The 23,034-nt window shown below is 68.7% G+C and carries 15 protein-coding genes; 10 read left to right on the forward strand and 5 right to left on the reverse strand.

Annotated elements, in window-relative coordinates:
- Positions 1-32: 32 nt before the first annotated feature.
- The 3 genes from Vgi01_RS19705 (at position 33) to Vgi01_RS19715 (ending at position 8,620) form a co-directional block, all read left to right on the forward strand.
- Complete coding sequence (locus Vgi01_RS19705; RefSeq protein WP_204291975.1) at positions 33-194, forward strand: hypothetical protein; 162 nt, start codon at positions 33-35, stop codon at positions 192-194.
- Between the two features lie 15 nt (positions 195-209).
- Positions 210-6,401: a S8 family serine peptidase gene (locus tag Vgi01_RS19710; protein WP_204291976.1), complete on the forward strand. Its 6,192-nt coding sequence runs from the start codon at positions 210-212 to the stop codon at positions 6,399-6,401.
- Positions 6,402-6,865: 464 nt separating this feature from the next.
- Positions 6,866-8,620: a family 43 glycosylhydrolase gene (locus Vgi01_RS19715; RefSeq protein ID WP_102657532.1), complete on the forward strand. Its 1,755-nt coding sequence runs from the start codon at positions 6,866-6,868 to the stop codon at positions 8,618-8,620.
- Between the two features lie 102 nt (positions 8,621-8,722).
- Here Vgi01_RS19715 and Vgi01_RS19720 read toward each other — a convergent pair whose 3' ends face one another.
- On the reverse strand, positions 8,723-11,539 hold the full coding sequence (locus tag Vgi01_RS19720; protein WP_204291977.1) for an immunoglobulin-like domain-containing protein: 2,817 nt from the start codon (positions 11,537-11,539) through the stop codon (positions 8,723-8,725).
- Positions 11,540-11,990: 451 nt separating this feature from the next.
- On the opposite strand from Vgi01_RS19720, the gene Vgi01_RS19725 reads away from it, so the two are divergent.
- Entirely contained in the window at positions 11,991-12,911 is a 921-nt protein-coding gene (locus Vgi01_RS19725; protein WP_204291978.1) for an NADP-dependent oxidoreductase, read from the forward strand.
- 93 nt (positions 12,912-13,004) lie between these two features.
- On the opposite strand, the gene Vgi01_RS19730 is transcribed toward Vgi01_RS19725, so the two are convergent.
- Positions 13,005-14,240 (reverse strand): RCC1 domain-containing protein, encoded by a 1,236-nt coding sequence (locus tag Vgi01_RS19730; protein ID WP_102657529.1) that lies wholly within the window; start codon positions 14,238-14,240, stop codon positions 13,005-13,007.
- A gap of 259 nt (positions 14,241-14,499) precedes the next feature.
- On the opposite strand from Vgi01_RS19730, the gene Vgi01_RS19735 reads away from it, so the two are divergent.
- Positions 14,500-14,829, forward strand: coding sequence for a MazG-like family protein (locus Vgi01_RS19735; protein ID WP_204291979.1), 330 nt, complete (start codon positions 14,500-14,502; stop codon positions 14,827-14,829).
- 73 nt (positions 14,830-14,902) lie between these two features.
- On the opposite strand, the gene Vgi01_RS19740 is transcribed toward Vgi01_RS19735, so the two are convergent.
- From Vgi01_RS19740 to Vgi01_RS19750, 3 genes are all read right to left on the reverse strand, one after another.
- The gene (locus Vgi01_RS19740) at positions 14,903-15,676 is read right to left on the reverse strand and encodes an alpha/beta fold hydrolase (RefSeq protein WP_239089066.1); all 774 of its coding nucleotides are present in this window, start codon (positions 15,674-15,676) and stop codon (positions 14,903-14,905) included.
- A gap of 64 nt (positions 15,677-15,740) precedes the next feature.
- A complete protein-coding gene (locus Vgi01_RS19745) occupies positions 15,741-16,304 on the reverse strand; it encodes a DJ-1/PfpI family protein (RefSeq protein ID WP_102657526.1) in 564 nt (187 codons plus the stop codon).
- Positions 16,305-16,387: 83 nt separating this feature from the next.
- Positions 16,388-17,131 (reverse strand): GntR family transcriptional regulator, encoded by a 744-nt coding sequence (locus tag Vgi01_RS19750; protein ID WP_204291981.1) that lies wholly within the window; start codon positions 17,129-17,131, stop codon positions 16,388-16,390.
- Between the two features lie 408 nt (positions 17,132-17,539).
- On the opposite strand from Vgi01_RS19750, the gene Vgi01_RS19755 reads away from it, so the two are divergent.
- The 5 genes from Vgi01_RS19755 to Vgi01_RS19775 are packed head-to-tail and all read left to right on the forward strand — an operon-like array spanning position 17,540 to position 22,953.
- A complete protein-coding gene (locus Vgi01_RS19755; RefSeq protein ID WP_239089067.1) occupies positions 17,540-18,955 on the forward strand; it encodes a sugar ABC transporter substrate-binding protein in 1,416 nt (471 codons plus the stop codon).
- A gap of 14 nt (positions 18,956-18,969) precedes the next feature.
- A complete protein-coding gene (locus Vgi01_RS19760) occupies positions 18,970-19,899 on the forward strand; it encodes a carbohydrate ABC transporter permease (protein ID WP_102657523.1) in 930 nt (309 codons plus the stop codon).
- A complete protein-coding gene (locus tag Vgi01_RS19765) occupies positions 19,899-20,810 on the forward strand; it encodes a carbohydrate ABC transporter permease (RefSeq protein ID WP_102657522.1) in 912 nt (303 codons plus the stop codon). Before Vgi01_RS19760 ends, Vgi01_RS19765 begins: the two co-directional genes overlap by 1 nt.
- Positions 20,810-21,877, forward strand: coding sequence for an ABC transporter ATP-binding protein (locus Vgi01_RS19770; RefSeq protein WP_102657521.1), 1,068 nt, complete (start codon positions 20,810-20,812; stop codon positions 21,875-21,877). The genes Vgi01_RS19765 and Vgi01_RS19770 overlap by 1 nt, the downstream gene beginning before the upstream one ends.
- Positions 21,877-22,953, forward strand: coding sequence for an ABC transporter ATP-binding protein (locus Vgi01_RS19775; RefSeq protein ID WP_204291983.1), 1,077 nt, complete (start codon positions 21,877-21,879; stop codon positions 22,951-22,953). The genes Vgi01_RS19770 and Vgi01_RS19775 overlap by 1 nt, the downstream gene beginning before the upstream one ends.
- Positions 22,954-23,034: the final 81 nt, after the last annotated feature.

A 23,034-nucleotide genomic window follows, 5' to 3' on the forward strand; every position in this document is an offset into this window, starting at 1 on the left:
TGGCTGCATGATTCACAGCCCTGAGGCCATGCATGCCTGAGCGACCTGTCACGGGTGACGGCTCCACCGTCGCACACCAGCCCTCGATCGAACTGCCGCGCGATCCGCGCGGCAGCGTCGACGACGCCGACGACGCCCACGACGCCGCCGGTGCCGACGACCCGGAGAGCCACGACCCTTACCAACCCCTGTAGGTCGAAGGATCCCGCATGAGACTTCCCGCCCTCGCCGCTTCGCTGGCCGCAGCGGTCGGCCTGAGCATGATCACGCCCGTACCGGCGTCCGCCGCGGAGCCGGATCCCGGCGCCGCCGCCAAGATCGCCTCGAATCTGAAGGACCGCTTCCGCACGGAGCCGGCGTCCGACTTCTGGATCACGTTCGACACCAGCGCCGACCTCGGTCCGGCGAAGAAGATCACCGACTGGGCCGCTCGTGGGCAGTTCGTCCACGACGCGCTGACCACCGCGGCGAAGACGTCGCTGGCATCCGTGTCCGGCGAACTCGACCGGGCGGGCGTGACATACACCTCCTACCCGATCGCGAACACCGTGCTCGTCAAGGGAGGCACCGAGAAGCTCGCCCTCGACGTGGCGGCGAGGGCGCAGGTCGCCGAGGTCCACGCGACGCCGCAGGTCGCGCTTGTCGATCCGGTGGAGGAAAAGGTCCCGGCCGACCAGGCTGCCCGCCCCGCCGCCCCGAAGTCCGCCGCCGCCCCGAAGTCCGCCGCCGAGCCGGTGACCGGCTCGTGGGGGCTGGATGCCATTCACGCCCCCGAAGCCTGGGCGATGGGCGCCACCGGTGCGGGCATCACCGTGTCGAACATCGACTCGGGTGTGCAGTTCGACCACCCCGCTCTGCTGCACAGTTACCGTGGCACCGGGCCCGACGGCACCGTCGACCACAACTACAACTGGATGGCCACCCGGGGCCCGTGTACGGGCGTACCGTGCGACGACGACGGGCACGGCACGCACACCATGGGCACCATGGTCGGCGACGACGGCGCCCAGCGCATCGGTGTCGCGCCGGATGCCCGGTGGATCGCGACCGACGGCTGCTGCGCCAGCAACGGCGTCGAATCGCTGCTGCGCTCCGGCTGGTGGCTGCTCGCCCCGACCGACGTCCAGGGGAACAACCCCGATCCGGCCAAGCGCCCCCACGTCATCAACAACTCGTGGGGACAGACCGTCGAGGGCGACTTCGACGATTTCTTCCGGGCCATCGACGAGGCGTGGAGCGCCGCCGGCATCTTCAGCGTCTGGGCATCTGGCAACACCTCGCCGTACGCGGCCTGCGACACCGTCTCCTCTCCCGGCGCCGCCGAGAGCGCCTACTCGGTGGGCGCCTACGACTCGGACGGCCGGCTCGGGTCGTTCTCCCGCAAGGGCGAGGGAGAGAATGGCCGGATCAAGCCGGAGATCTCCGCGCCGGGCGTCAACGTCCGTTCGTCGTACCCGAACAACAGCTACGTCGAGGCGTCCGGCACGTCGATGGCGGCACCCCATGTGGCCGGCGCGGTCGCGGCGCTGTGGAGCTACGACCCGACCCTCGTCGGGCAGGTCGAGCGGACCCGCCGCCTGCTCGCCGAGTCGGCGGTCGACGTCGATGACACCGAGTGCGGGGGCACCGCCGAGGTCAACAACAAGTATGGGGAGGGCCGACTCGACCTCGTACGCCTGCTCGAACTCGCGCCCCGGCTGGGTGGCACCCTCACCGGTGTGGTGACCGCCGACGGCGCGCCGGTCCCCGCCGCCGAGGTGACGATCAGCGGACCGTTCAGCCGGTCGATCGGCACCGACACCGACGGCCGGTTCACGACCAACCTGCCGGCCGGCGACTACCAGCTCAGCACGAAGGTTTTCGGCTATCTGACCGCGACCGCGAACGTCACGATCTCGCTCGGCGAGGACACCTCGGTCAAGCTGCCGCTCACGGCCGCCGCCCGGCGCGACATCAGCGGCACGGTCGTCGACGACACGTCGAAGCCGGTCCCGAACGCTGACGTCTCCGTCAACGGCACGCCGCTGAAGCCGGTACGTACCGATGCCGACGGCGCGTTCACGATCACCGGGGTCCCCGAGGGCCGGTACGCGCTGAGTGTCAGGCCCAACGCCTGTTTCTCGCCCACGACGGTGCCGCTGACCGTCGGCGCGCAGAACCAGCCGCTGACGATTCCCGTCGGGCTCGTCGTCGACGAGGGCGGCTACCGCTGCGCCGTCTCTGACGGTGAGTATCTGCGCGGCACCGACCCGGTCACGTTCACCAGTGGCGTGTGGACGACGGTGAAGCTGCCGTTCCCGGTCGCGCTCTACAACAGCAGCCACGACACCCTCGGTGTCGGCCTGCGCGGCGTGATCTCCCCGGACACCAGCACCGGGCCCGGCACCGGCGGCGCGGGCATCTTCCCCTTCTACGTCCAGTCCCCGATGGAGTTCGCTCCCGGCGGAGGAGTCTTCACGGCAGCCACCACGGTCGGTGGCGAGGACGCCTTCGTCATCGAGTACCGCAACGCCAGGATCTGGGCCTATCCGATCCGCTCGGAGTTCACCGAGCCGGTCAGCTTCTCGGCGACACTCACCCGCTCGGGCACGGTGATCTTCGGGTACGGCGACGGCGTCGGGTCCGACGACCCGGTGACCGCCGGCGTGCACGCCGTGACCGGGATACAGGGCTGGGCCGGCGTCGACGGCATCCGGTTCTCCGACCGCGCTGCGGTGCTGCGCCACGGAATGATCGTCACCTACGACATGCCTGACTTCGGTTATCTCGACGCGACAGTCGTCGACCGCAACGACGGGCTGCCGGTGGCCGGGGCGACGGTCTCCTTCAGCAACGAGTCCGGGCTCGTGGAAGCCGTGACGACAAACGCACTGGGCACCGTGCATCGTCAGCTTCCGGTCGGCAACTACACCATGACCGTCGACGCGCCGAACTACACGACTGCGGCGTACCCCTTCTCCCTCGACAAGCTGTACGCGCGTGCCACGGTCGACGCGCGTCTGGCCACGGGTGTCGCCGGTCTGAAGGCCGACGGCCTCGACGCGGTGCTGGGTGCCGACCAGAACGGTGTCGGCACGCTGACGCTCACCAACACCGGCACCGCGCCGCTGACGTACCGCCTGGGTGAGGCCGCGCGTCACCCCGCCCTCGACGCCGCCGGCGCCACCCGGCGCACCGGCACGGGTGCGGCAAGCACCATCGACCTGGCCGCGTGGCGGGCCGGTGCGAGCGGCATGACGCCCTCGGACGTCGCCGGCACGGCGGCGGGCGGAACAGCGGCGCAGGCGGCGGGCAAGGTCGGCAAGACCGCCGGCGGAGAGGTCATCACCCGGTTCCCCCTTCCGGGCAAGGACAAGGTGCCCACCGGTCTCGGGTACGACGGCGACGTCTGGGTCCACGACTACACCGCGCGGACCAACACCGCCTACACGGTGACGGGCAGGCCGACCGGGAAGGTCTTCGACGCGTCGTGGAACCCGGCGTACCGGGCGTTCGACATGGCGCTGGACACCAGGACCGGTGACATGTGCCAGATGGAGGACAGCCCGGCCAGCTACATCCACTGCTTCGACCGGGAGACCGGTAAGAAGACCCGAGAGATCAAGGGTGACTGGTCCACGCTGCAGCTGACCGGACTCGCGTACAACCCGGGCCGGGACGTGTTCTACGTCGGTGGTCGGGCGAACGGCCGGATCGGCACCGTCGCCGGGACGTCGCACGACAACCCGGGTGCGCTGCTGTCCTTCTGCGCCCCGCCGCTGCCGGAGGTGATGGGTCTGGCCTACAACCAGGCCTCGGACACCATCTGGTACACCGACCTCACCTCGGGCCGGCCCACCCGGCTGCTGCAGGTCGACCCCGACGACTGCTCGATGGTGAACGCGTGGTGGTTCCCGGGCCAGAAGGCGGGTCAGGGCGCCGGTCTCGCGACCGACGCGACCGGGGCGTTGTGGGCGGTGGACCAGGTCGCCGATGACGTCGTGCTTGTCGACGTCGAGGACGATCTGCTCACCGATCTGCCGTGGCTGTCGCTCTCCTCGACCGGCGGCACCCTCGCGCCGGGCGCGTCGACGACCGTCAAGGTTTCGATCTCCGCGAAGGGCACCAAGGCCGGCGTCCTCGGCGCGAACATCGTGGTGAGCTCCGAGACCGGACGCCAACCGAAGACGTACGTGCCGGTGACGCTCACGACCACGACGTACCAGGTCGGCATCAACGCCGGCGGCTCGTCGTTCACCGACGGCGCCGGCTACACCTGGTCGGCGGACCAGGCCACCCGCAACGGGGCATGGGGCTACGAGGGCAAGACGAAGGTTGCCTCCACGCGGTCCGCGATCGACGGCACCACCGACGACGCCCTGTTCCAGTCGCAGCGCACCACGCCGCACACGGGCCTGTTCTACCGCTTCCCCGACGCACCCAGGGGCACCTACGCCATCGACCTCGGATTCGCCGAGATCGAGAAGGTGGCCAGGGGGAAGCGGGTGTTCGACGTCCTGGTCAACGGAGCGCTGACCGAGTACGCGTACGACGCGGTGGCGGCGGTGGGGCCGAACACGGCCGACTGGCGTACCGCCGTCGTCGCCCACGAGGGCGGGCCGCTGACCGTGGAGTTGCGGGGTTCGAAGGGTCTGCGGGCCCCGACGATCGCCGCGCTGCGGGTCACGCTCGACCCCCGCGCGGACGCGGCGGAGCCGCAGCCGGAGCCCGAACAGCCGGAGCCGGGTCCGGTGCCGGTGTCCCCCGCGGGTCGCTCGTACTCGGTGAAGGTGACCGAGGGGCTCTACCGTCAGGGCACCGAAGAGTCGGGGTGGTACGGCGATGATTCCTGCGGTGTGCTGTGGTTCGCCGCCGACCGGCTGTTCCCGTTCTACGACACGGCCTGGGACGGCGTGTGCGTGACGACGAACGGTGCGCTGACCTTCGACCGCACCAACACGCGGGGCACCAACGGCGCATTGCCGTCGTCGAGTCCGATCGACGCGATCTATCCGTTCTGGGACGACCTGATCGTCGACGACCGGGCCGGCATCCACCTCGGCACCACCGAGGTGGACGGGCTGGCGGCGCAGGTCATCGAGTGGCGCGATGTCGCCTTCTACAGTGACCGGTCGGCCCGGGTGAGTTTCTCGGTGACGCTTGTCGCCGACGGGCGGATCCAGATCGGGTACGGCGCGGGTGTGGGCGGCGACAACCCCCTCACCCGGGGGTCGTCGGCGACGGTCGGCGTGGAGAGCCTGACGCGCAACGCCGCGAGTCAGCACTCCTTCAACCAGCCGGTCCTGACAGCCGGTCTGGGCTTGGAGTACACCCTCCCGGCCGCGGGCACGATCGAGGGCACGGTCACCGACGCGAACGACGACAAGCCGATCGCGGGCGCGGTCGTCACCCTCACGGGGCCCGGCGGTGACCGGGTCATCACCACCGACGCGAAGGGTCGGTGGAAGGCCCAGGCGCTGGTCGGCGAGAACACGGTGCAGATCTGGGCGCCGAACTACGTCGCGGCCAGCCGCCCGGTGACCATCGCCAGGAAGGATCAGGCGGAGGTGGTCGACGCGGCGTTGACCTCGGGCGTCGCCACCGTCGCCGCCGGTGACCTCGACTGGCTGCTCGGCCCGGACCAGAAGGCGAGCGCCGAGGTGACGGTGACCAACAGCGGCTCCGCGCCGCTCGAGGTGCGGCTCAGCGAGCGCAAGCGCACCGACGACGGTGGGCACGAGGCCGCCGACCTGCCGTGGCTGACCCTCACGGGTGCGGCCGCCACCGGCACGGTCACGCTCGCGGTCGGCGAGTCCACCACCGTCACGGCCACGGTCGACAACGCCGCCGTCGTACCCGGTGTGCTCGTCGGTGGCCTGCTCGTGGCGTCGAATGCCGGCAAGGGCGACAGCCAGCTCAGGTCGGTGCGCCTGGCGACCTCGGCCTACTGGCGGGGTGTCGACGTGGGCGGGGCGGGGCACGTGGATGCCGACGGTTTCGTCTGGTCGCCCGACCAGGCCCTCGGCTCGCGGCCGTGGGGCCACGTCGGTGGCAAGGCACGGACCACCAAGGCCGACATCGCCGGTACGCAGGACGACGCGCTGTTCCGCACCCAGCGGACCGGTGAGACGTTCAGCTACGTGTTCACGAACGCGCCCGCCGGGACGTACCGGATCGGGCTCGGCTTCGCCGAGATCGAGAAGGTCAAGCCCGGTAAGCGTGCCTTCGACGTCCTGGTCGGCGGCAAGGCCGTGCTGCACGACCACGACGTGCAGGCGAGGGTGGGTGAGCTGACGGCGGAGATGAACGCGGTGACCATCGTGCACGCCGGTGGCGACCTGACGATCGAGCTTCGTCGCGAGAAGGGCGAGCGCGATCCGATTCTCAACGCCCTGAAGGTCCAGCAGGACCCGCGCCTGTGAGGTAGGCGTCCAGGGTCGCCGGTAGGGGTCAGGGTCTCCGCGGAACGGTTCCGCCGTGGAGGCCCTGACCCGCGCCCGTGTTCGGGTGCCCGTCTCACCGTCCGTCGCTCGCGCCTCGGCGGGACTGTCGGCGTGGCGGGCATCACCGGCAGACGCGCCGCAATCGCCACAAAGGCCAAAGCCTGCTCAGATGACATTGACGCTCTTGACATTCTCTAGAATGCATAGTTAACATGACCGTAATCGTGTTAGCGCTAACTGCGTGTCTGTCCGAGGAAACAGCATCGGATGCGACCGCACACTAATGGTCGCGCACTCACGGACCGGCCCTGCGGAAACCCTCTCCTTTACCTTTAACGGTCGCCTCACCACCGACTAGTCACACCACAGGCCGGCCAACCCGAAAAACGGACTCTTCCGCTCGCTGTTAGCGCTAACCCTGCCGAATGGAAGGTTAGGAACTCATGGCTGACGAAAGGGCCGCCGGGAAGCGACGTCGAGGCATAGCGGCGATCGGCCTCGCTCTCGCGGTAGGCGTCGGGATAGGCCAACTGTCACCGGTGGCGCCGGCTGCGGCGGAAAAGCCCGAGAAGCCGGGGGCACAGGGCGTCGGACCCAAGACCCAGCTGGCCAAGGTGCCGCTGAGCGGCGTCGACATGACGCAGACGTACGTCAACCCGATCAACCTGCCGGGGATGGCGGTACGCAACATCGTCGGAACGATGCCGCCCACCGACGCGAATGTCGCCAACACCTCGCAGATTCCCGCCAGCTTGAACCTGCCGACGTGGACGGCGGCGTCCGGACGGACCCTCTCCAGCCGGTCCAGCGTCGGTTTCACCAGGATCTCGGAGAACTCGGCGCGCACCGGGGCGGACTGGTCCGCGGTGAACGTCGACGGGACCATCTACCTCTACGCCTCCGGCGCCATGCAGAACGCGCCGAACAACAACCGCACCGTCTGGTCCACCACCGACTACCTCACCTGGACGCCGCACGAGATGAACCTGGGCCTGGTGGCGCCCACCGTCGTGCAGGTCGGCGACACCTTCTACATGGCCGGCAACAACACCCCGGTCTACCGAGCGGACTCCCCCACCGGCCCGTGGACCAGCATGGGCAACTTCCTGCGCCCCAACGGCCAGGTCCTGAGCGTCGGCGACGTGCAGTTCTTCCTCGACACGGACGGCCGGCTGTACCTGACGTACAACATCGGCTCGCCGATCATGGGCGCCGAACTGGACCCGAACAACCCTCGCCAGCTCATCAGCGACCCGGTGGTGCTCTGGACCTTCGACCCACGCCAGGAGTGGCAGCACATCGGCGACAACAAGGCCACCTACACGCACGGGTACGTGGAGGGTTCGCAGCTGTTCAAGCTGGGCGACACGTACTACCTGCAGGTCGCGTCCGGCGGGACGGAGTTCACCACGTACGCGACAGGTGTCATGACGTCGGACCGGCCGCTGTCCGGGTTCAAGGAGACGCAGCGCAACCCGATCGGCGCCGGCGACAACCACCCCAGCGCGGTGTATCCGAACGCCGGGCACGGCAGCTTCGTGGTCGACGCCTCCGGCAACCTGGTGTTCTTCTACACCTACGTCATCGCCTACGAGGAGTTCTTCGAGCGACGCCTGGGGATGGACGTCTGCACCGTGATTCCCAACGGTCCGCAGAAGGGTGCGATCGAGTGCGAGTTGTCCAACACGCCGCAGTTGGCTCCGGGCAGGAAGATCTCCGGCCGCGACGACGTCGGGCTCTACAACGTGGCCACCAACAGCCAGGCGTACTGGTCGAGCAGCTACGCGCCCGGACGTAGCCCGTACTACGGCAGCGACCGGTCCCTGTCGACCTGGTGGGAGCCGGCCGACAACGACAGCACGCCCACCTACATCAGGGGCTTCGGCACGGTGTTCCACATCTCCGCAGCCCAGATCCAGTGGAAGGAACTCGGGCGCACGTTCACCAAGGACAACGCCGTGCAGTACACCCTGGAGTACAAGGACATTCCCACCAACACGTGGCGGACGCTTGTCGACCGGAGTACGAACACCACCGCGTACACGGCTGACTACGTCACCTTCGACCGGGTGCTGACCAACGCGGTCCGACTGAGGATCCTGGGTACGACCGAGAACGTGAAGGTCGGCGTACACGAGCTAGGCGTGTTCGGGGAGAACTACCACCTGGTCGCCTCCAAGGGCATGCTCACCCCGTAGTCCGGTTACCCGGGGCGAGGCAACGGGAGCGGGCGAGATCAACCGATCTCGCCCGCTCCTTCGTGTGGCGGTTTCCGCACCGCCTCGGCGTACCTGTGCCGGCTACCGCACCGTCAGGTTCTGATAGGTGTCGGCGTGGCCCTGGTAGGTCGGGTTGCCGGAGTAGGCGACGTGGACCCGGTAGTTCCCGCGCTTCAGATCGGCGGTCTGCAGCGTGACGACGGCCTTGCCGTCGACAAGCGACACGACCTGCACGCTGCCGGCGAAGGTGACAGTGACCTCGCCGGTCGGGGTCGCCGCGTCCTTCTTCGGCCCACCCTTCGGCTCGACCGTCACGTTCAACGTGAACGTGTCGCCCCGGACCACCGACGCCGGTGCGGCCTTCGCGTGGACCTTCACAGCCTTCGAACCCTGCGGCACCTGGACCGACGCGGTACCCGCCGACGCCTTCAGGTAGTCGACGCCGAGGTACTCGGCCTTGACCGACCGGGTACCCGCAGGCAGCCCCGTCGGCAGCGTGACCGTGGCCGCGCCGTCGGTCAGGTAGGCGACCTCCGACCACGAGCCGACACTGAACCGCACCTGACCGCCGGTCTCGAACCCGTCGGCCGCGGTGACCGTCGCGGTGGCCGTGGTCGTCTGGGCCCCGCTCGCGTACGGCTCGACCGACACCTCGGTGGTGGTCGTGACGTCGCTGTTCGGGATCCCGCGGATGTCGTTCCACTCGCGCAGGGTCAGCGGGATCACCGTGCCGTGACGCGGCCGGACGACACCGGCGTTGGTCATCGTGATCGGCTTGGCGTTCCAGGTCGGCGCCTCGATGTCCTCGTGGCAGGCGGCCTGGTAGCCACCACCGTTGGTGTACCGGTCACCCCAGAGGTAGAACTGGCCGGGGCAGGCGGTGTCACCAGGGTTGGCCTTGAAGATGACCGGCCCCTCGTAGCCCTGGTTGGCGACCCACGTCGTGCGTCCCAGCGCCGGAGCCAGCAGCGTCCAGTTGTTGATGTTGCTGTCCAGGAAGTCGGTGTGCTTCTCCGAGAAGATGTCCGAGCCCTGGTTGCCGGCCTCGTTCTTGGTCACCCGGTAGTAGTGGTCGCCGACCTTGATGGCGGTCGTGTCGATCCGCGACAGCGGCGCCGGGTCCTGCCAGACCTGCGGGGCGGAGAACGTCTGGAAGTCGCGCGTCGTGGCGTACCACATCTGCGCGTTGCCCTGACCCGTACGGTTCACCGGGTTGTTCCACAGCGACTGCGCCCAGAAGACGGCGTAGGCGCCGATCTCGTCGACCCACAGCGACTCGGGGGCGAAGGCGTTGCCCGCGTCGTCGGGGGCGACCTTCACGTGCCGCTGCGGAGTCCAGTTGACCAGGTCGTGCGACTCGAACACCTCGATGTACTGGGTGTCGTTGATGGCGTAGCCGCCCTGGTCGTACCAGTTCAGATCGGTGGCGATCATGTAGAACGTGTCGCCGTCGGGTGAGCGGACGATGTGCGGGTCACGAAGGCCCTGGTCGCCCAGCTGGGAGATGAGCGACGGCCGACCACCGGTCAGACCGGTCCAGTCCAGCGCGGTGTTGCCGTTGGAGGTGGCGAACATGATCTGCTCACCGTCGGCGATCCCCTCACCCTTGAAGTACCCCATGAAGTACCGCTCGTACTCCTCGGAGCGGGGCATGGCGGTGATGGTCACCGGGAACGACTTGGTCTTCGACGCCGACCCCTTGGTGATGGTCGCGGTCAGGGTGGCCTCGACATCCGCACGGCCGAAGGCCGGACGGGTCACCTCGCCGGTCGGGGAGACGAGGTCGGTTGTCGACGTCCAGGTGATCGTGGACCCGAACTCGCCGGTCGCCGGGAGGTTGATGTTGCCGCGTACGTCGTCGGTGGCGTACAGGGTCAGGTCGAGCGTGTCACGGTCGACCGCCTGCGCGTTGTCGAACTCGGCCTTCACCACGACAGGGATGTCCCGCGTGGCGACCTCGGTAGCGCCCTTGCGGACCGTCGCGGTGAGGACGGCCGTCGCGTCGGGCTGTCCCTGCGCGGGCCGGGTGATCCGGCCGGTCACCGGCACCTTGCGGGCGCTGTTGACCGCCGGCGGGGTGTAGACCGCGACGACCGACGGGTCCGAACTCGTCCAGGTGATGGTCGAGCCCGCCGCGGAGCCCACCTTGGGCAGCACGATGTCGCGTACGATCGCGCTGGTCAGACCGAGGTCGATGGCGGCGGCATCGGCGCGGACGCCGTCGGAGACGGTCCGCTGCGCCAACGCGAGCGTCTCATCGGCGCTCACGGCCCGGTCGTAGATGCGGAAGTCCCGGAGCGTGCCGCGGAACGAGTAGTGGCCCGAGTTCTGCGAGCGGGCGAGGAAGTTGCAGGTGGTCCCTGCGGCGTTCACCGACGGCGGCGTGGTCAGGTTCGTCTGCGTCGCGTGCAGCACGCCGTCGAGGTAGAGCCGACCGGTCCAGCTGGTGCCGTTCGCGTTCAGCGACTGGGTGTACGTGACGTGCGTCCACGCCCCCTCGGTCATCCGGACCCGGTTCTGCTGCAGGTTCGCCGAACCCACCGCAATGCGGAAACGCTGGGTGTTCGACGCGAAGATGGCGCCCTGGGCGCCGGTGTCGGCGTCACACGACCCGGACTTCGCGCCGAAGCTCCACATCTGGTGCTCGCCGACGTTCGCCGGGTCGATCCACACGTCGTAGTCGACGGTGAGGTTCGACATCCCGGCGGTGAGGTTGTCCGGCAACTTCACGTACGCGCCCTCAAGGGCGCCCTCGTACGAGTCGGGGTTGAACCTGACTCCGTTCCCGGTCAACGTTGCCTTCTGCGGATTGACGAGCGTGGCGTTCGCCGCCGCCCCGGCGCTACCGGAGTTGACGAGCGTCGTTCCGCTTGTCTCGTCGAGAGCGAAGCGGTGCACCAGGCCCTCGTTGAGCTGGTCGTCGGCCGCGTACGACGGGGTGGCCGCGAACGAGGTCGAGAGAAGCGCACCCAGGGCAAGGACCGCGATGGTCCTACCCTTGCGATTCAGCCTGGGACGTGACCTTGGCTGCCTCGATCTCAATGGGTCCTCCTTGGTGGTGGACTCTCTGGTGTGGACGAGAGTGGTGTTGTTAACGCTAACTTCGGCGTACTGCCAGGTCAACGAGACGATGCGTGACGACCGAGGCTGATGAATCCGGGTCAGCGGTCGTCCAGCGTCATCGCGCTCGACCGGGGCCCACGCCGAGCCGCCCGATCGTCCTGAGTACGCCCCCATTTGCATGTTCACGGCCCCACACGTACGCGTGAGCTGGGCTACACGTCCTTGCCCCTGACGTCGGCGTCAGCAATTAGCGTCGCCGGTCGACAACGAGTGAGGGAGTACGACAATGAGCCGCGCGTTTGGGTATCGCGCCTTCGGTGGCCCGGAGGTCCAGTTCTACTTCGATCGGCCCGATCCACGGCCCGGCGATGGGGAGATCCTCATCCAGGTTCGGGCCATCGGGGTGGCCCGCATCGATCACATGCTCCGGTCCGGACTCGTCCGGGCGCTCAACGGGCACCTGCCCTTCCCGCAGGTGATGGGGATGGAGGCCGCCGGCGACGTGCTCGCGGTCGGTACCGGCGTCACCGACATCACGGTGGGCGACGCGGTATTCGGGTTCGCGCTCAGCGGCGCCGGCACGTACGCCCAGACGACGGTCCTGCCGGCGGCGAACGCGGCTCGTAAGCCGAAGGCCCTGCCCTACGAGTGGGCGGCGACGATACCGGTCTCCGGCACCACCGCCCTCGACGGGCTCGACCGGCTCGACCTGCCGGAGGGTTCCACACTGCTGATCAACGGCGTCGGGGGCAGCACGGGCCAGATCACCGCGCAGCTTGCTCGATCGCGGGGCCTGACGGTCATCGGAACCGGCAGCGACAGCAAGCGTGCCGAAGCCGAGGCTCTCGGCGTCGCCTTCGCCAGCTACACCGTCGGTGACGTCGTCGAACAGGTACGCAATGTCGCTCCGGCCGGTGTCGACGGCCTGATCGACCTCGTCGGCGGCGACTCGCTGCGGTCGGTCGCCGCGCTGGTGACGGATGCCCGGCAGCTGTTGTCGGCCGCCGACGTCGCCGTCAGCGAACTGGGCGGCGAGTACCTGCCCCGCCGCCTCGACCGGGCGTCACTCGAGACGGTTGCCGCCCTGATGCTCAACGGCACCGTCGACCCGCGGATCACCCGCACGTACAGCTTCGACCAGAGCGCGGAGGCGCTGGCTGCCGTGGAGACCGGTCACACCGCCGGCAAGCTGGTGATCGCTGTCTGACACGCCGCCGGCAGCGGCGATGGTCCCCGGCGGCATGACGCACGGAGTGGAACCACGCCCGATGGCAGTGGTTCCACTCCGTTGTCGATGCGGTCAGGCCGGCAGGAGGACCTGTCCCGGGGTCGTCCGGCCGGTGGTGGTGCCGTCACCGAGTTGCCCGAGGAAGTTGTCGCCCCAGCACCACAGGGTTCCGTCGGTGCGGACGGCGCAGCCGTGGTGCGACACCGCCAAACTTCCCGTCCAGGTCGTTGCGGTGCCGACCTGGGTCGGGGCCACCCGGTGGGTGGTGGTGCCGTCACCGACCTGCCCGTAGGTGTTCCTGCCCCAGCACCACAGGCTGCCGTCGGTACGGGCCGCGCAGGACGAGTCGATGCTCGCCTCGACCCGCGCCCAGGTGGTGGCGGTACCGATCTGCAGTGGCACGGTCTGGTGACCGCTGCCCCCGCCCAACTGGCCGTACCCGTTCTCGCCCCAGCACCACAGGGTCCCGTCGGTGCGGACCGCACAGGTGTGGACGTACCCGGTCGTCACTGCGGACCACGTGGTCGCGGTGCCCACCTGGGTCGGTGTCGTCTTGTAGCTCATGATGCCGAGACCGAGCTGCCCGTCGGAACTGCTGCCCCAGCACCACAGGGTTCCGTCGGTGCGGACGGCGCAGCTGTGTCCGTACCCGGTCGCAACACTGGCCCAGGTGGTCGCCGTGCCGACCTGGAGGGGGGTGGGCGACATCAGGTGGGTCATACCGACGCCGAGCTGGGCGTGAGTGTTCAGGCCCCAGCACCACAGGGTGCCGGTGGTCCGGACCGCGCAGGTGTGATTGTTGCTGGTGCTGACGCTGGCCCAGGTGGTGGCGTCACCGATCCGGACCGGAGTGGTCCGGCTCGTGGTGGTCCCGTCGCCGAGCTGCCCGTTGTTGTTGGCACCCCAGCACCAGAGCGTCCCGTCCGTGCGCACCGCGCAGGTGCTGCTCTTGCCGCCGTCGACCTGCGCCCAGGTGGTGGCGTCGCCGATCCGGACCGGAGTGGCCCGGCTCGTGGTGGTCCCGTCGCCGAGCTGGCCGTTGAAGTTGTTGCCCCAGCACCAGAGCGTCCCGTCGGTGGGGATCACACAGGTGTGCAGATCACCCGTGGCGACCTGGGACACCGCCGCGGCGGCGACCGAGGCGCTCGACGTGTCCCGGTCGGCGGGGCTGCCGCCCGCCGCGGCCGCGCCCGCCGTAAGGCCGACGGAGAGCACGGTGATTCCCACGACGGCCGTCGCCGCGGCAACGGCGGTTCGAGCTGCCCGCCGCCACCGCGTCCGCAGCCGGCCCTCCTGATGTTCCTTCACGTCTTGTTCTCCCAAGGCATCGTCGGTTGTGCAAAGTGGAGGCGGCGCTGCCTCGGCACGGGTACGGTTCGGCGGCATGGCTCAGCATGCTGCGAGTGCGATCAACTGACCGTGGCAGGCGGTTCGTTGCCCAGACGTCCCCATGCCCTCAGCCGATACAAGAGGGCGGGTGTTCCCGCGCGGATGGCTCGCAGCAATCTTGCCGCACACCAGAGACAACCGTCAATGTTACTGCGTCCCAACCTCGAAGGACTCCCCGATGACTGACCTGTTCGACCTCGCCGCTCTGGTCACCGCCCGGCTGGACGCCGTCAACGGCCGTAGCCGCGAGGAGATCGGCCTGCGCATCCTCAAGGTCACCGAAGAAGCAGGCGAAGTCGCCGCAGCGTGGATCGGCGCCATCGGCCAGAACCCCCGCAAAGGCATCACCCACACCAGCGACGACGTGGCCGCCGAGCTGGCCGACGTGGTGCTCACCGCCCTGGTCGCCATCACCAGCCTCGGCCACGACCCCCGCCACGTCGTCACCGCCTGCGCCGACAAGGCCGCCGCCCGCCTCGACACCTACCCGAGCACGCCGCCCGAATAGCTACACGCCGCCGAGCGTGCCAAAGCCTCCACCACCCGAATACGAATCGGAAGCCAGGGGTCAACCGCAGCGGTCAGGGACAGTGGTCCGGGCGGAGGAAGCCTGACAGCAGTTGCCTGAACTCGTGCGGGTGCTCGATCGCCGGTACGTGCCCGCATCGGCCGAACACGTGCAAACGGACATCGGCCAGGTGTGCGAGTAGCGGCTGGGCTGCCGTCTCGAGCGGAGTGACCCGGTCCTCGGCGCCGTGTACGAGCAGCACGGGCACGCGGATCCCTGCCAGCGTCTGCGCGGAGAGGGTGAGGTCGTCGGCCCATCGCGCCCGGGGTGGCGGGAACAGCGAGGCGAATGCGTCTGCTCCCGCTCGCATGGCGGCGGCGCGGGCGTCGACGGCCGCATCGGTCACGAGTGTCTGGTCGAGGACGAGGCGACTGAGCATGTCTCGTGCGCCGAGCACGCCGGCGGGCGCAGCCCAGATCGCGTCGAGATCGGCGGACAGCGGCGCGTCGGGGGCGCCCATCGTCGAGACAGCCACGACCCGGGTGACCTGCTGGGGGCGGGCGGCCGCCAACGCCAGTGCCACAGCGCCACCCATGGAGTGACCCATCACGGCGTAGTGCTCGATGCCGAGAGCGTCCATGAGGCCTGCGGCCTGTTCCGTCCACAGCCGGAGCCCGCCCCTGGAGCCCGCCGGGACGGGTGTGCGGCCGAATCCGGCCTGGTCAGGAGCGACGAAGTGCCAGGAGGTGCCCAGTGCCTGCGCGGTGGTCGCCCAGGCTCCGGACCCGGTCGTGCCGGGTCCGGAGCCGTGCAGCATCAGCACCGCAGGTCCGGTACCGCTCTCCATGAGGTGGACGGGAGAGCCGTGGACCGTGACGGTCCGAAGTGCTGTCACCGGAAGATGCCAGTGCTCACGCGGGGTTGACGGACTTCGAGAAGACTTCCATCATCGCCCTGCCGAACTGCGGCATGTCGGGCCATCCCCGGCAGGAGACGAGGTTGCCGTCCACGACGTCGGGGGCGTCGATGACCGTCGCGCCCGCGTTCTCCATGTCACCGGTGATGGGTGGGAAGCATGCGGTCTTTCGACCCTTCAGCAGCCCGTACACCGCGGGCACCTGGGCGCCGTGGCACACAAGCGCGATGGGAAGGTTGCGGGCGAAGAAGTGTTCGGTGATGCGCCGGACGTCGGCGTCGACCCGGATCCACTCGGGGGCTCGTCCGCCGGGGATGATGAGGGCGTCGTAGCGTTCGACGTCGACCTCGGCCCAGGGCACGTCGACCGGTAGCTTCCGGCCGTTCTTCTCCACGTAGGCGTCGGAGTTGGGGTCGAACTCGTGGATGACCAGTTGCACGTCACGCATCGTGCGTGACGAGACGTCGACGTCCCAGCCGCCTTCCTGCACGCGGTAGTAGGGGTACATGGTGTCGAGTTCTTCGGCGGCGTCGCCGGTCAGGAGCAGCGCTCTGGGCATCTGCTTCTCCTCGCATCTGGGGACGGGCGAGATAGATCCAATACGATCGGATCGGTTCAGCATTACCCGGCCCCGTCCGCCCGTCAAGCCTCTACCGCCACCGGGTCCGTTTCCTTGAGTTCGTCGAACAGTCGTCGAAAGCGCTCGCCGGAGCGCAGGATGTGCCGGCGCATCGCGTAGGCGGCGGCGTCGGGGTCTCGTGCGGCGATCGCGGCCACGACGTCCTCGTGCTCGGCCATGGCCAGGTGGGTGACCTGGGCGTCGCGGTGCAGCCGGAAGAGGTGCACGTGGCTGTGCAGGCGGGCGAGCGTTTCACGGATGACCTGGTTCTCCGCGCTCAGGGCGACGAGGTCGTGAAAGGCGGCGTCCCGCAGACCGAAGGCGCCGTAGGCGGTGGGCCCATCTCCCCCTTCCAGCTCGGCCATCTCCTCCAGCATTCGTCGCAGGTCGGCCACCTGCGCCAACGTTGCGCGTTCGGCGGATCTGCGGGCCGCTGCCGGTTCGAGGAGCAGGCGGACCTCCAGCATGTCCTCGAACCGGTTACGGGTGATCTGGGGCGGAATGCGGTAGCCGGCGTGGGGCACGCGTACGACCAGACCCTCGGACTCCATGCGGTTGAGGGCGTCCCGGATCGGTGTCTGCGAGACTCCCAGTTCTCGCGCCAGAACGTCGATCGTGACCCGGGAGCCGGGCTCGATCCGCAGCGACATCAGCTGTCCGAGCAGCGCGTCGTACACCTCGTCGGCCAGCCGGCCGCCGGCACGCCCCGACGATCCTCCGCCCGTCCCCGCCCTGCGGCCCCGCCCGATCATCGCTTCGTCATCCATCGTGGCGTGAGGTCCTTCCTTGCGTCTTCCGGAACTCATTGACACCAGCCATCACGCTGCGGCATGCTGACGCCCCACCGGATCGTATAGGAAAAGTGGCGACTGACCGCCATCCTGCAACCCGCAGGGCACCGCCCACACCACCGCTCCGCTCGATCATCTGAAGCTCCCCTCAGCATGCGCGACGTCGGGCTCGGTTCGTCACCGGGCGGCAGTTGGACCGACGATTTCTCAGCGGCATGACGGCCCGGTACAGCGCGGCGCACTCGGGGTGCCGGTCCGTGGGTCGCCCTTGGGCGGCCCGGCACCACGCGCTGAACAACTCAGCAACTGCTCGGCGAAGCACATAGCGAGGTTCTTGAAGCCCGTCCCCAGAAAGCAGGCAGGAATATGCGGCATTCACAGCGAATGGATCGATTGTCCGCTCCCCGGCGGAAGGTGCAGCTGGCAACGGCGGCCATGCTGCTGATGGCCACGACCGTGGCGGCATGCGGCGACGGCGGGGACGACGGTGCGACGGCGAGCGCTCCGAAGGCACCGGCGACCATCCCGGAGCTCACCAAGGACCCGCTGACCCTCAGCTTCATCTGGTTCGACTGGCCCCCCGCCAAGGCCCTCGAAGACTTCGCAAACGCGGAGTACACAAAGGACCGCCCGAACGTCACCGTCAAGGTCAACACCGTACCGAACGCGAACTGGCACGACGCGATGTTCACCCAGTTCGCCGCCCGCAAGACCGACTTCGACATCGCGATCCTGGACTCGCAGCACATCGGCGAGGCCGTGACGAACGGCAACATCCTCGACATCACCGACTTCGTCAAGAACAACATCGAGGTCGACGCGTACAACCCGTATCTGCTGGCGGCCTACGGCCAGTTCCCGCAGGCGGAGACCGGCCAGCGCGACGAGAACGCCAGCCTGTACGGGCTGCCGCTGCTCGGCGACACCTGGACGATGATCTACCGCAAGGACCTGATCGGCGACAAGCCGCCGCAGACCTGGGACGAGATGATCTCCGTCGCCGAGAAGTGTCAGGCGGACAACCCTGGCGTCAGCGGGCTGGCTTTCCACCAGGCCAACGGCTCCGACGCCGCGGCCGTCACCTACAACACGGTCAACGGCGTGTACGGCGGCAACCTCTGGGACCCGAAGACGCGCAAGATCGACGGTGTTCTCAACGACGCCGCGGGCCACGAGGCGATGGACGTCCTTGTCAACAAGATGAAGCCGCTGACCGCCAAGGGCTCCGGCAACTGGTTCATCGACGAGGTGAACGCGGCGGTCGCCCAGGGCAAGGCATGCATCGCGTTCAACTGGATCGCCGCGAGCGGCGGCCTGCTCGATCCGAAGGAGTCGACGCTCGGCAGCACCCGGGAGCAGATCCTCGACAAGCTGGGTTTCGCCACCCTGCCGAGCCAGAAGACCGACCTGGTCCCGCTCGGCGGCATGGGGATGCACGTGTCGGCCTACTCCGCCGAGGCGAACCAGGTGGAGGCCCTGAACTTCATGAAGTGGTTCCAGCAGGCTGATGTCCAGAAGAAGTGGGCTGCGGCCGGTGGTGTGCCGTCGCGTACGGACGCCCTGTCCTCGCCCGAGTTCCTCAACGCCGGGCCGTTCAACCAGGTGTACGCCGACTCGGTGCCGCGGATGCGGGACATGTGGAACGTGCCCGAGTACGCGCGCCTCGTCGACATCGAGAACACCAACGTCAACGCGGCTCTCAACGGTGCGAAGAATCCGAAGGCTGCGCTCGACGACATCGCCAAGGAGCAGCAGAGCGTACTGGACTCCAGCGGCCGCAAGGGTGGCGGCGGACTGTGAGTTCCGTACCTGTGATGACCGACGATGCCGGGCAGGTGGCGGCGACGCCGCCACCTGCACCGGGTCGGTCCCGCCGGCTGAGCGACCGCGGACTGGCGGTGGCGTTCATCTCCCCCGCGTTGCTGCTGTTGCTCGCGATGTCGGTGTTCCCGCTGCTGTGGGCGCTGTACCTGTCGTTCACCGACTACTCGGCCACCCGTGGCGGGCGCGCCTATTTCGTCGGGTTCGGCAACTACACCGCCATCCTGACGTCGGCGCAGGTCCACCAGCGGGCCCTGACGACGTTGATCTACGTGGTCGGCGCGGTCACCCTGCAGACGGTGCTCGGCTTCACCATCGCGTACCTGATCTCCCGGCGTACCCGTGGGCGAGGGCTGCTGACCACGTTGTTCCTGGTCCCGATGATGCTGTCGCCGGTCGTGGTCGGGCTGTTCTGGCGGTTCATGCTCGACGCACAGTTCGGCGTGGTCAACAGCATGCTCGGGTCGATCGGCCTGGGTCAGGTGGAGTGGCTGACCCGGCAGCGCACGGCGTTGATCTCCCTGATCGTGGTCGACACCTGGCAGTGGACGCCGTTCATCATGCTCATCGCGTTGGCGGGGCTCACCGCGGTGCCCAAGTACCTGTACGAGGCCGCCTCGATCGACCGGGCGTCGGAGTGGTTCCGGTTCCGCACCATCACCCTTCCGCTGGTGTGGCCGCTGCTGCTGATCGCCGTGTTGTTCCGGGCCATCGAGGCCTTCCGGCTGTTCGACCTCGTCTACATCCTCACCAACGGCGGCCCGGGTGTCTCCACCGAGACGTTGTCGTTCCACGTCTACAAGGTCGCGTTCCTGGGCTTCAACACCGGAACCGCATCGGCGTACGGGATCCTCATGGTCCTCGTCGTCATCGTCCTCTCGCAGATCTACCTGCGCTACCTGAACAGACTCAAGGAGGGCTGATGGCCGTCTCCGTCGACGAGGCCGTGTCCACAGGTCCTGCCCGGGATCGCGGCCGCCCCGCACGCCGCCGGGGCGGCCGGGGCCGCTCGGTGCTGGAGGTCGCGCTGCTGACCGTGCTGGCCGTCGTGATGCTCTTCCCGGTGCTGTGGATGATCGAGACGTCCATCAAGGAGAACCGGGACGTCTACGCCGTCCCCGCCGAGTTCTTCGGCTTCACGGTCACGATGGAACATTTCAAAGACGTGTTCGTCGGCCCCGACGGCGGTCGCTCGGCCCTGTCCGTCGCGTTCCTCAACTCCGTGCTGGTCGCCGGGGCCTCGACGGTGCTGGCCACCCTGCTGGGGGTCCCGGCGGCCTGGGCCTACTCACGCTTCGCCGTGAAGGCCAAGAAGGACCAACTGTTCTTCATCCTGTCCACCCGCTTCATGCCGCCCGTGGTGGTCGTGATCCCGATCTTCCTCATGTACCGCCAGGTCGGACTCATCGACAGCAAGCTCGGCCTGATCCTCATCTACGCCGCGTACAACCTGCCGTTCACCATCTGGATGATGAAGGGATTCGTCGACGAGGTGCCCTCGGAGTACGAGGACGCCGCCATGCTCGACGGGTACACCCGTCTGCAGGCGTTCCGGCGACACACCCTTCCCCTGCTCGTGCCCGGCATCGCCGCGACGGCGGTCTTCGCCCTCATCTTCTCGTGGAACGAGTTCGTGTTCGCCATCTTCCTCACCTCCAGCGACAGTGTGCGTACCGCCCCACCCGCCATCGCCGGCCTCATCGGTGGCACCACGACGGACTGGGGTCTGGTGGCCGCTGCCTCCGTGGTGTTCGCCCTACCGGTGCTCGTCTTCGCCTACCTGGTCCGCAAGCACCTCATCGCCGGTGTGACGCTCGGGGCGGTGCGACGCTGATGGCCGGCATCGAGGTGACCGCCCTGCACAAGCGCTACCCGGACGGCACGGTCGCGGTCGAACAGGTCGACCTGTCGATCGGCCACGGCGAGTTGTTCGTGATGCTCGGCCCGTCGGGTTGCGGCAAGACGACCACGCTGCGCGCCATCGCCGGCCTGGAGCGGCAGACGACAGGCGACATCCGCATCGGTGACACGCTTGTCAACGACCTGCCGCCGGCCGAGCGGGACATCGCCATGGTGTTCCAGTTCTACGCCCTCTACCCGCATCTGAAGACCCGCGACAACCTGGCGTTCCCCCTGCGGGCCGAGGGGCTGCCCAAGTCGGAGGTGCTCAAGCGGGTCGACGAGGCCGCCCGGCTGATGCGGCTCGGTCCGCTGATGGATCGGCGACCGCGTCAACTGTCCGGCGGGGAGCAGCAGCGAGTCGCGCTCGCCCGCGCCCTGGTGCGACGGCCGCGCGCATTCCTGATGGACGAGCCGCTCACCAACCTGGATGCGGAGCTGCGGGCGGACATGCGTACCGAGATCAAGCACCTGCAGGGAGAGTTGGGGGCGACGATGGTCTACGTCACCCACGACCAGGTCGAAGCGATGTCGCTCGGCCACCGCATCGCCATCCTCAACAAGGGCCGCGTCGAGCAGATCGGCACGCCGCTGGAGGTCTACGACCGTCCGGCGAGTCTCTTCTGCGCCGCCTTCATCGGCTCACCGCCGATGAACCTGATCGAGGTGGAGGTGGCCGACGGGGCGTTGCGCGCTCAGGGCGGGCTGGCCCTCACGCCACCGCCCGGTCTGTCCCGCGACTGTCACCTGGTCGCAGGTGTGCGGCCGGAGGCGCTGGAGGTCACCGCACCGGGGGCGGAGCGTTCGGTCCCGGCCCGCGTGGTCTCGGCGGAGTGGCTGGGCGACGAAATCATCTACGTCGTCGACCACGGCGGCCAGCGCGACGTGCGGGTGCGGATGCCACCGACCGTCCGATTCGACGCTGACGCACCGGTCGGGCTCCGGCACACCGGCGCGACCCCGGCGGTCTACGACCTGCGTACGGAAGAGCTGGTGGCCTGATGGGAACCGTGGCAGCACACGGGCTGTGCAAGTCCTTCGGCAAGGTTCAGGCCCTGGACGGGGTGAGTCTGGACGTGCCGGACGGTGCCTTCTTCGTCGTCCTCGGCCCCTCCGGGGCGGGCAAGACGACGACGCTGCGGGCGATCGCCGGTCTGGAGAAGCTCGACGCCGGGTCGGTGCACCTGGACGGCAGGGACGCGACAGGTGACGCTCCGGCCGAACGCGACCTGGCCATGGTCTTCCAGAGCTACGCCCTCTACCCGCGACACACCGTGTACGAGAACATCGCATCGCCGCTGCGGGCCCGCCGCTGTTCTGCCAGCGAGATCGCCGCCGCCGTCGAGCAGATGTCTCGCCTGCTGCACATCGAACGGTTGCTGCAACGTCGTCCCGCGCAGTTGTCCGGCGGTGAGATGCAGCGGGTCGCCCTGGCCCGGGCACTGGTCCGTAGCCCGCGCGCGTTCCTCATGGACGAGCCGCTGACGAACCTCGACCTCAAACTCCGCGTCGAGATGCGTACCGAGCTCACCCGCATCCACCGCAGCCTCGGAGCAACCTTCGTCTACGTGACGAACGACCAGGTCGAGGCCCTGTCCATGGCCGACCAGGTCGCGGTCCTCAAGGAGGGAACGGTGCAACAGGTCGGCACACCGACCGAGGTGTACGAGCGTCCCGCCAACCAGTGGGTCGCCGGATTCGTCGGCAGCCCTCCGATCAGCCTGCTCGCCTGCCATGCCGAGGGAGATCGTCTGGTCGGTGCGCAGGGGTGGACGCTGCCGCGGCCCCGCTGGAGCACCGCGCAGGACGGTCAGCCGCTGCTGCTGGGCCTGCGGGCGGAGGACCTGTCCGTCGAGCAGCGGGGGGACGCGTCGTTGCCGGGAGAGCTCTACGGGCTTGAGCCGCTCGGTGACCGGACGGTGGTCGACGTCCAGGTGGGGACGACGATCGTCAAGGTCAAGGCACGACCCACGGTCACCGGTACGCCGGGCGAGCGGCTGCAGGTCACGGTCGACCTGGACCGGGCGCACCTGTTCGACGCGGACACCGGCCTGTCGGTGTCCGAGGCGGGGCGGTAACCGCGCCGGGCGCGACGACACGCCGCGCCCGGCTCGTCCTTGCCTGCGCCCAGGTGCAGCCCAGCGTTGATGATCACAGGA

The sequence above is a fragment of the Micromonospora gifhornensis genome (assembly GCF_016863515.1).
Taxonomy (GTDB): Bacteria; Actinomycetota; Actinomycetes; order Mycobacteriales; family Micromonosporaceae; genus Micromonospora; species Micromonospora gifhornensis.

Coding starts and splice junctions, on each gene's coding strand:
- Vgi01_RS19705 (WP_204291975.1), top strand. CDS start 33: ATGCCTGAGCGACCTGTCACGGGTGACGGCTCCACCGTCGCACACCAG.
- Vgi01_RS19710 (WP_204291976.1), top strand. CDS start 210: ATGAGACTTCCCGCCCTCGCCGCTTCGCTGGCCGCAGCGGTCGGCCTG.
- Vgi01_RS19715 (WP_102657532.1), top strand. CDS start 6,866: ATGGCTGACGAAAGGGCCGCCGGGAAGCGACGTCGAGGCATAGCGGCG.
- Vgi01_RS19725 (WP_204291978.1), top strand. CDS start 11,991: ATGAGCCGCGCGTTTGGGTATCGCGCCTTCGGTGGCCCGGAGGTCCAG.
- Vgi01_RS19735 (WP_204291979.1), top strand. CDS start 14,500: ATGACTGACCTGTTCGACCTCGCCGCTCTGGTCACCGCCCGGCTGGAC.
- Vgi01_RS19740 (WP_239089066.1), bottom strand. CDS start 15,676: ATGGAGAGCGGTACCGGACCTGCGGTGCTGATGCTGCACGGCTCCGGA.
- Vgi01_RS19745 (WP_102657526.1), bottom strand. CDS start 16,304: ATGCCCAGAGCGCTGCTCCTGACCGGCGACGCCGCCGAAGAACTCGAC.
- Vgi01_RS19750 (WP_204291981.1), bottom strand. CDS start 17,131: ATGGATGACGAAGCGATGATCGGGCGGGGCCGCAGGGCGGGGACGGGC.
- Vgi01_RS19755 (WP_239089067.1), top strand. CDS start 17,540: ATGGATCGATTGTCCGCTCCCCGGCGGAAGGTGCAGCTGGCAACGGCG.
- Vgi01_RS19760 (WP_102657523.1), top strand. CDS start 18,970: ATGACCGACGATGCCGGGCAGGTGGCGGCGACGCCGCCACCTGCACCG.
- Vgi01_RS19765 (WP_102657522.1), top strand. CDS start 19,899: ATGGCCGTCTCCGTCGACGAGGCCGTGTCCACAGGTCCTGCCCGGGAT.
- Vgi01_RS19770 (WP_102657521.1), top strand. CDS start 20,810: ATGGCCGGCATCGAGGTGACCGCCCTGCACAAGCGCTACCCGGACGGC.
- Vgi01_RS19775 (WP_204291983.1), top strand. CDS start 21,877: ATGGGAACCGTGGCAGCACACGGGCTGTGCAAGTCCTTCGGCAAGGTT.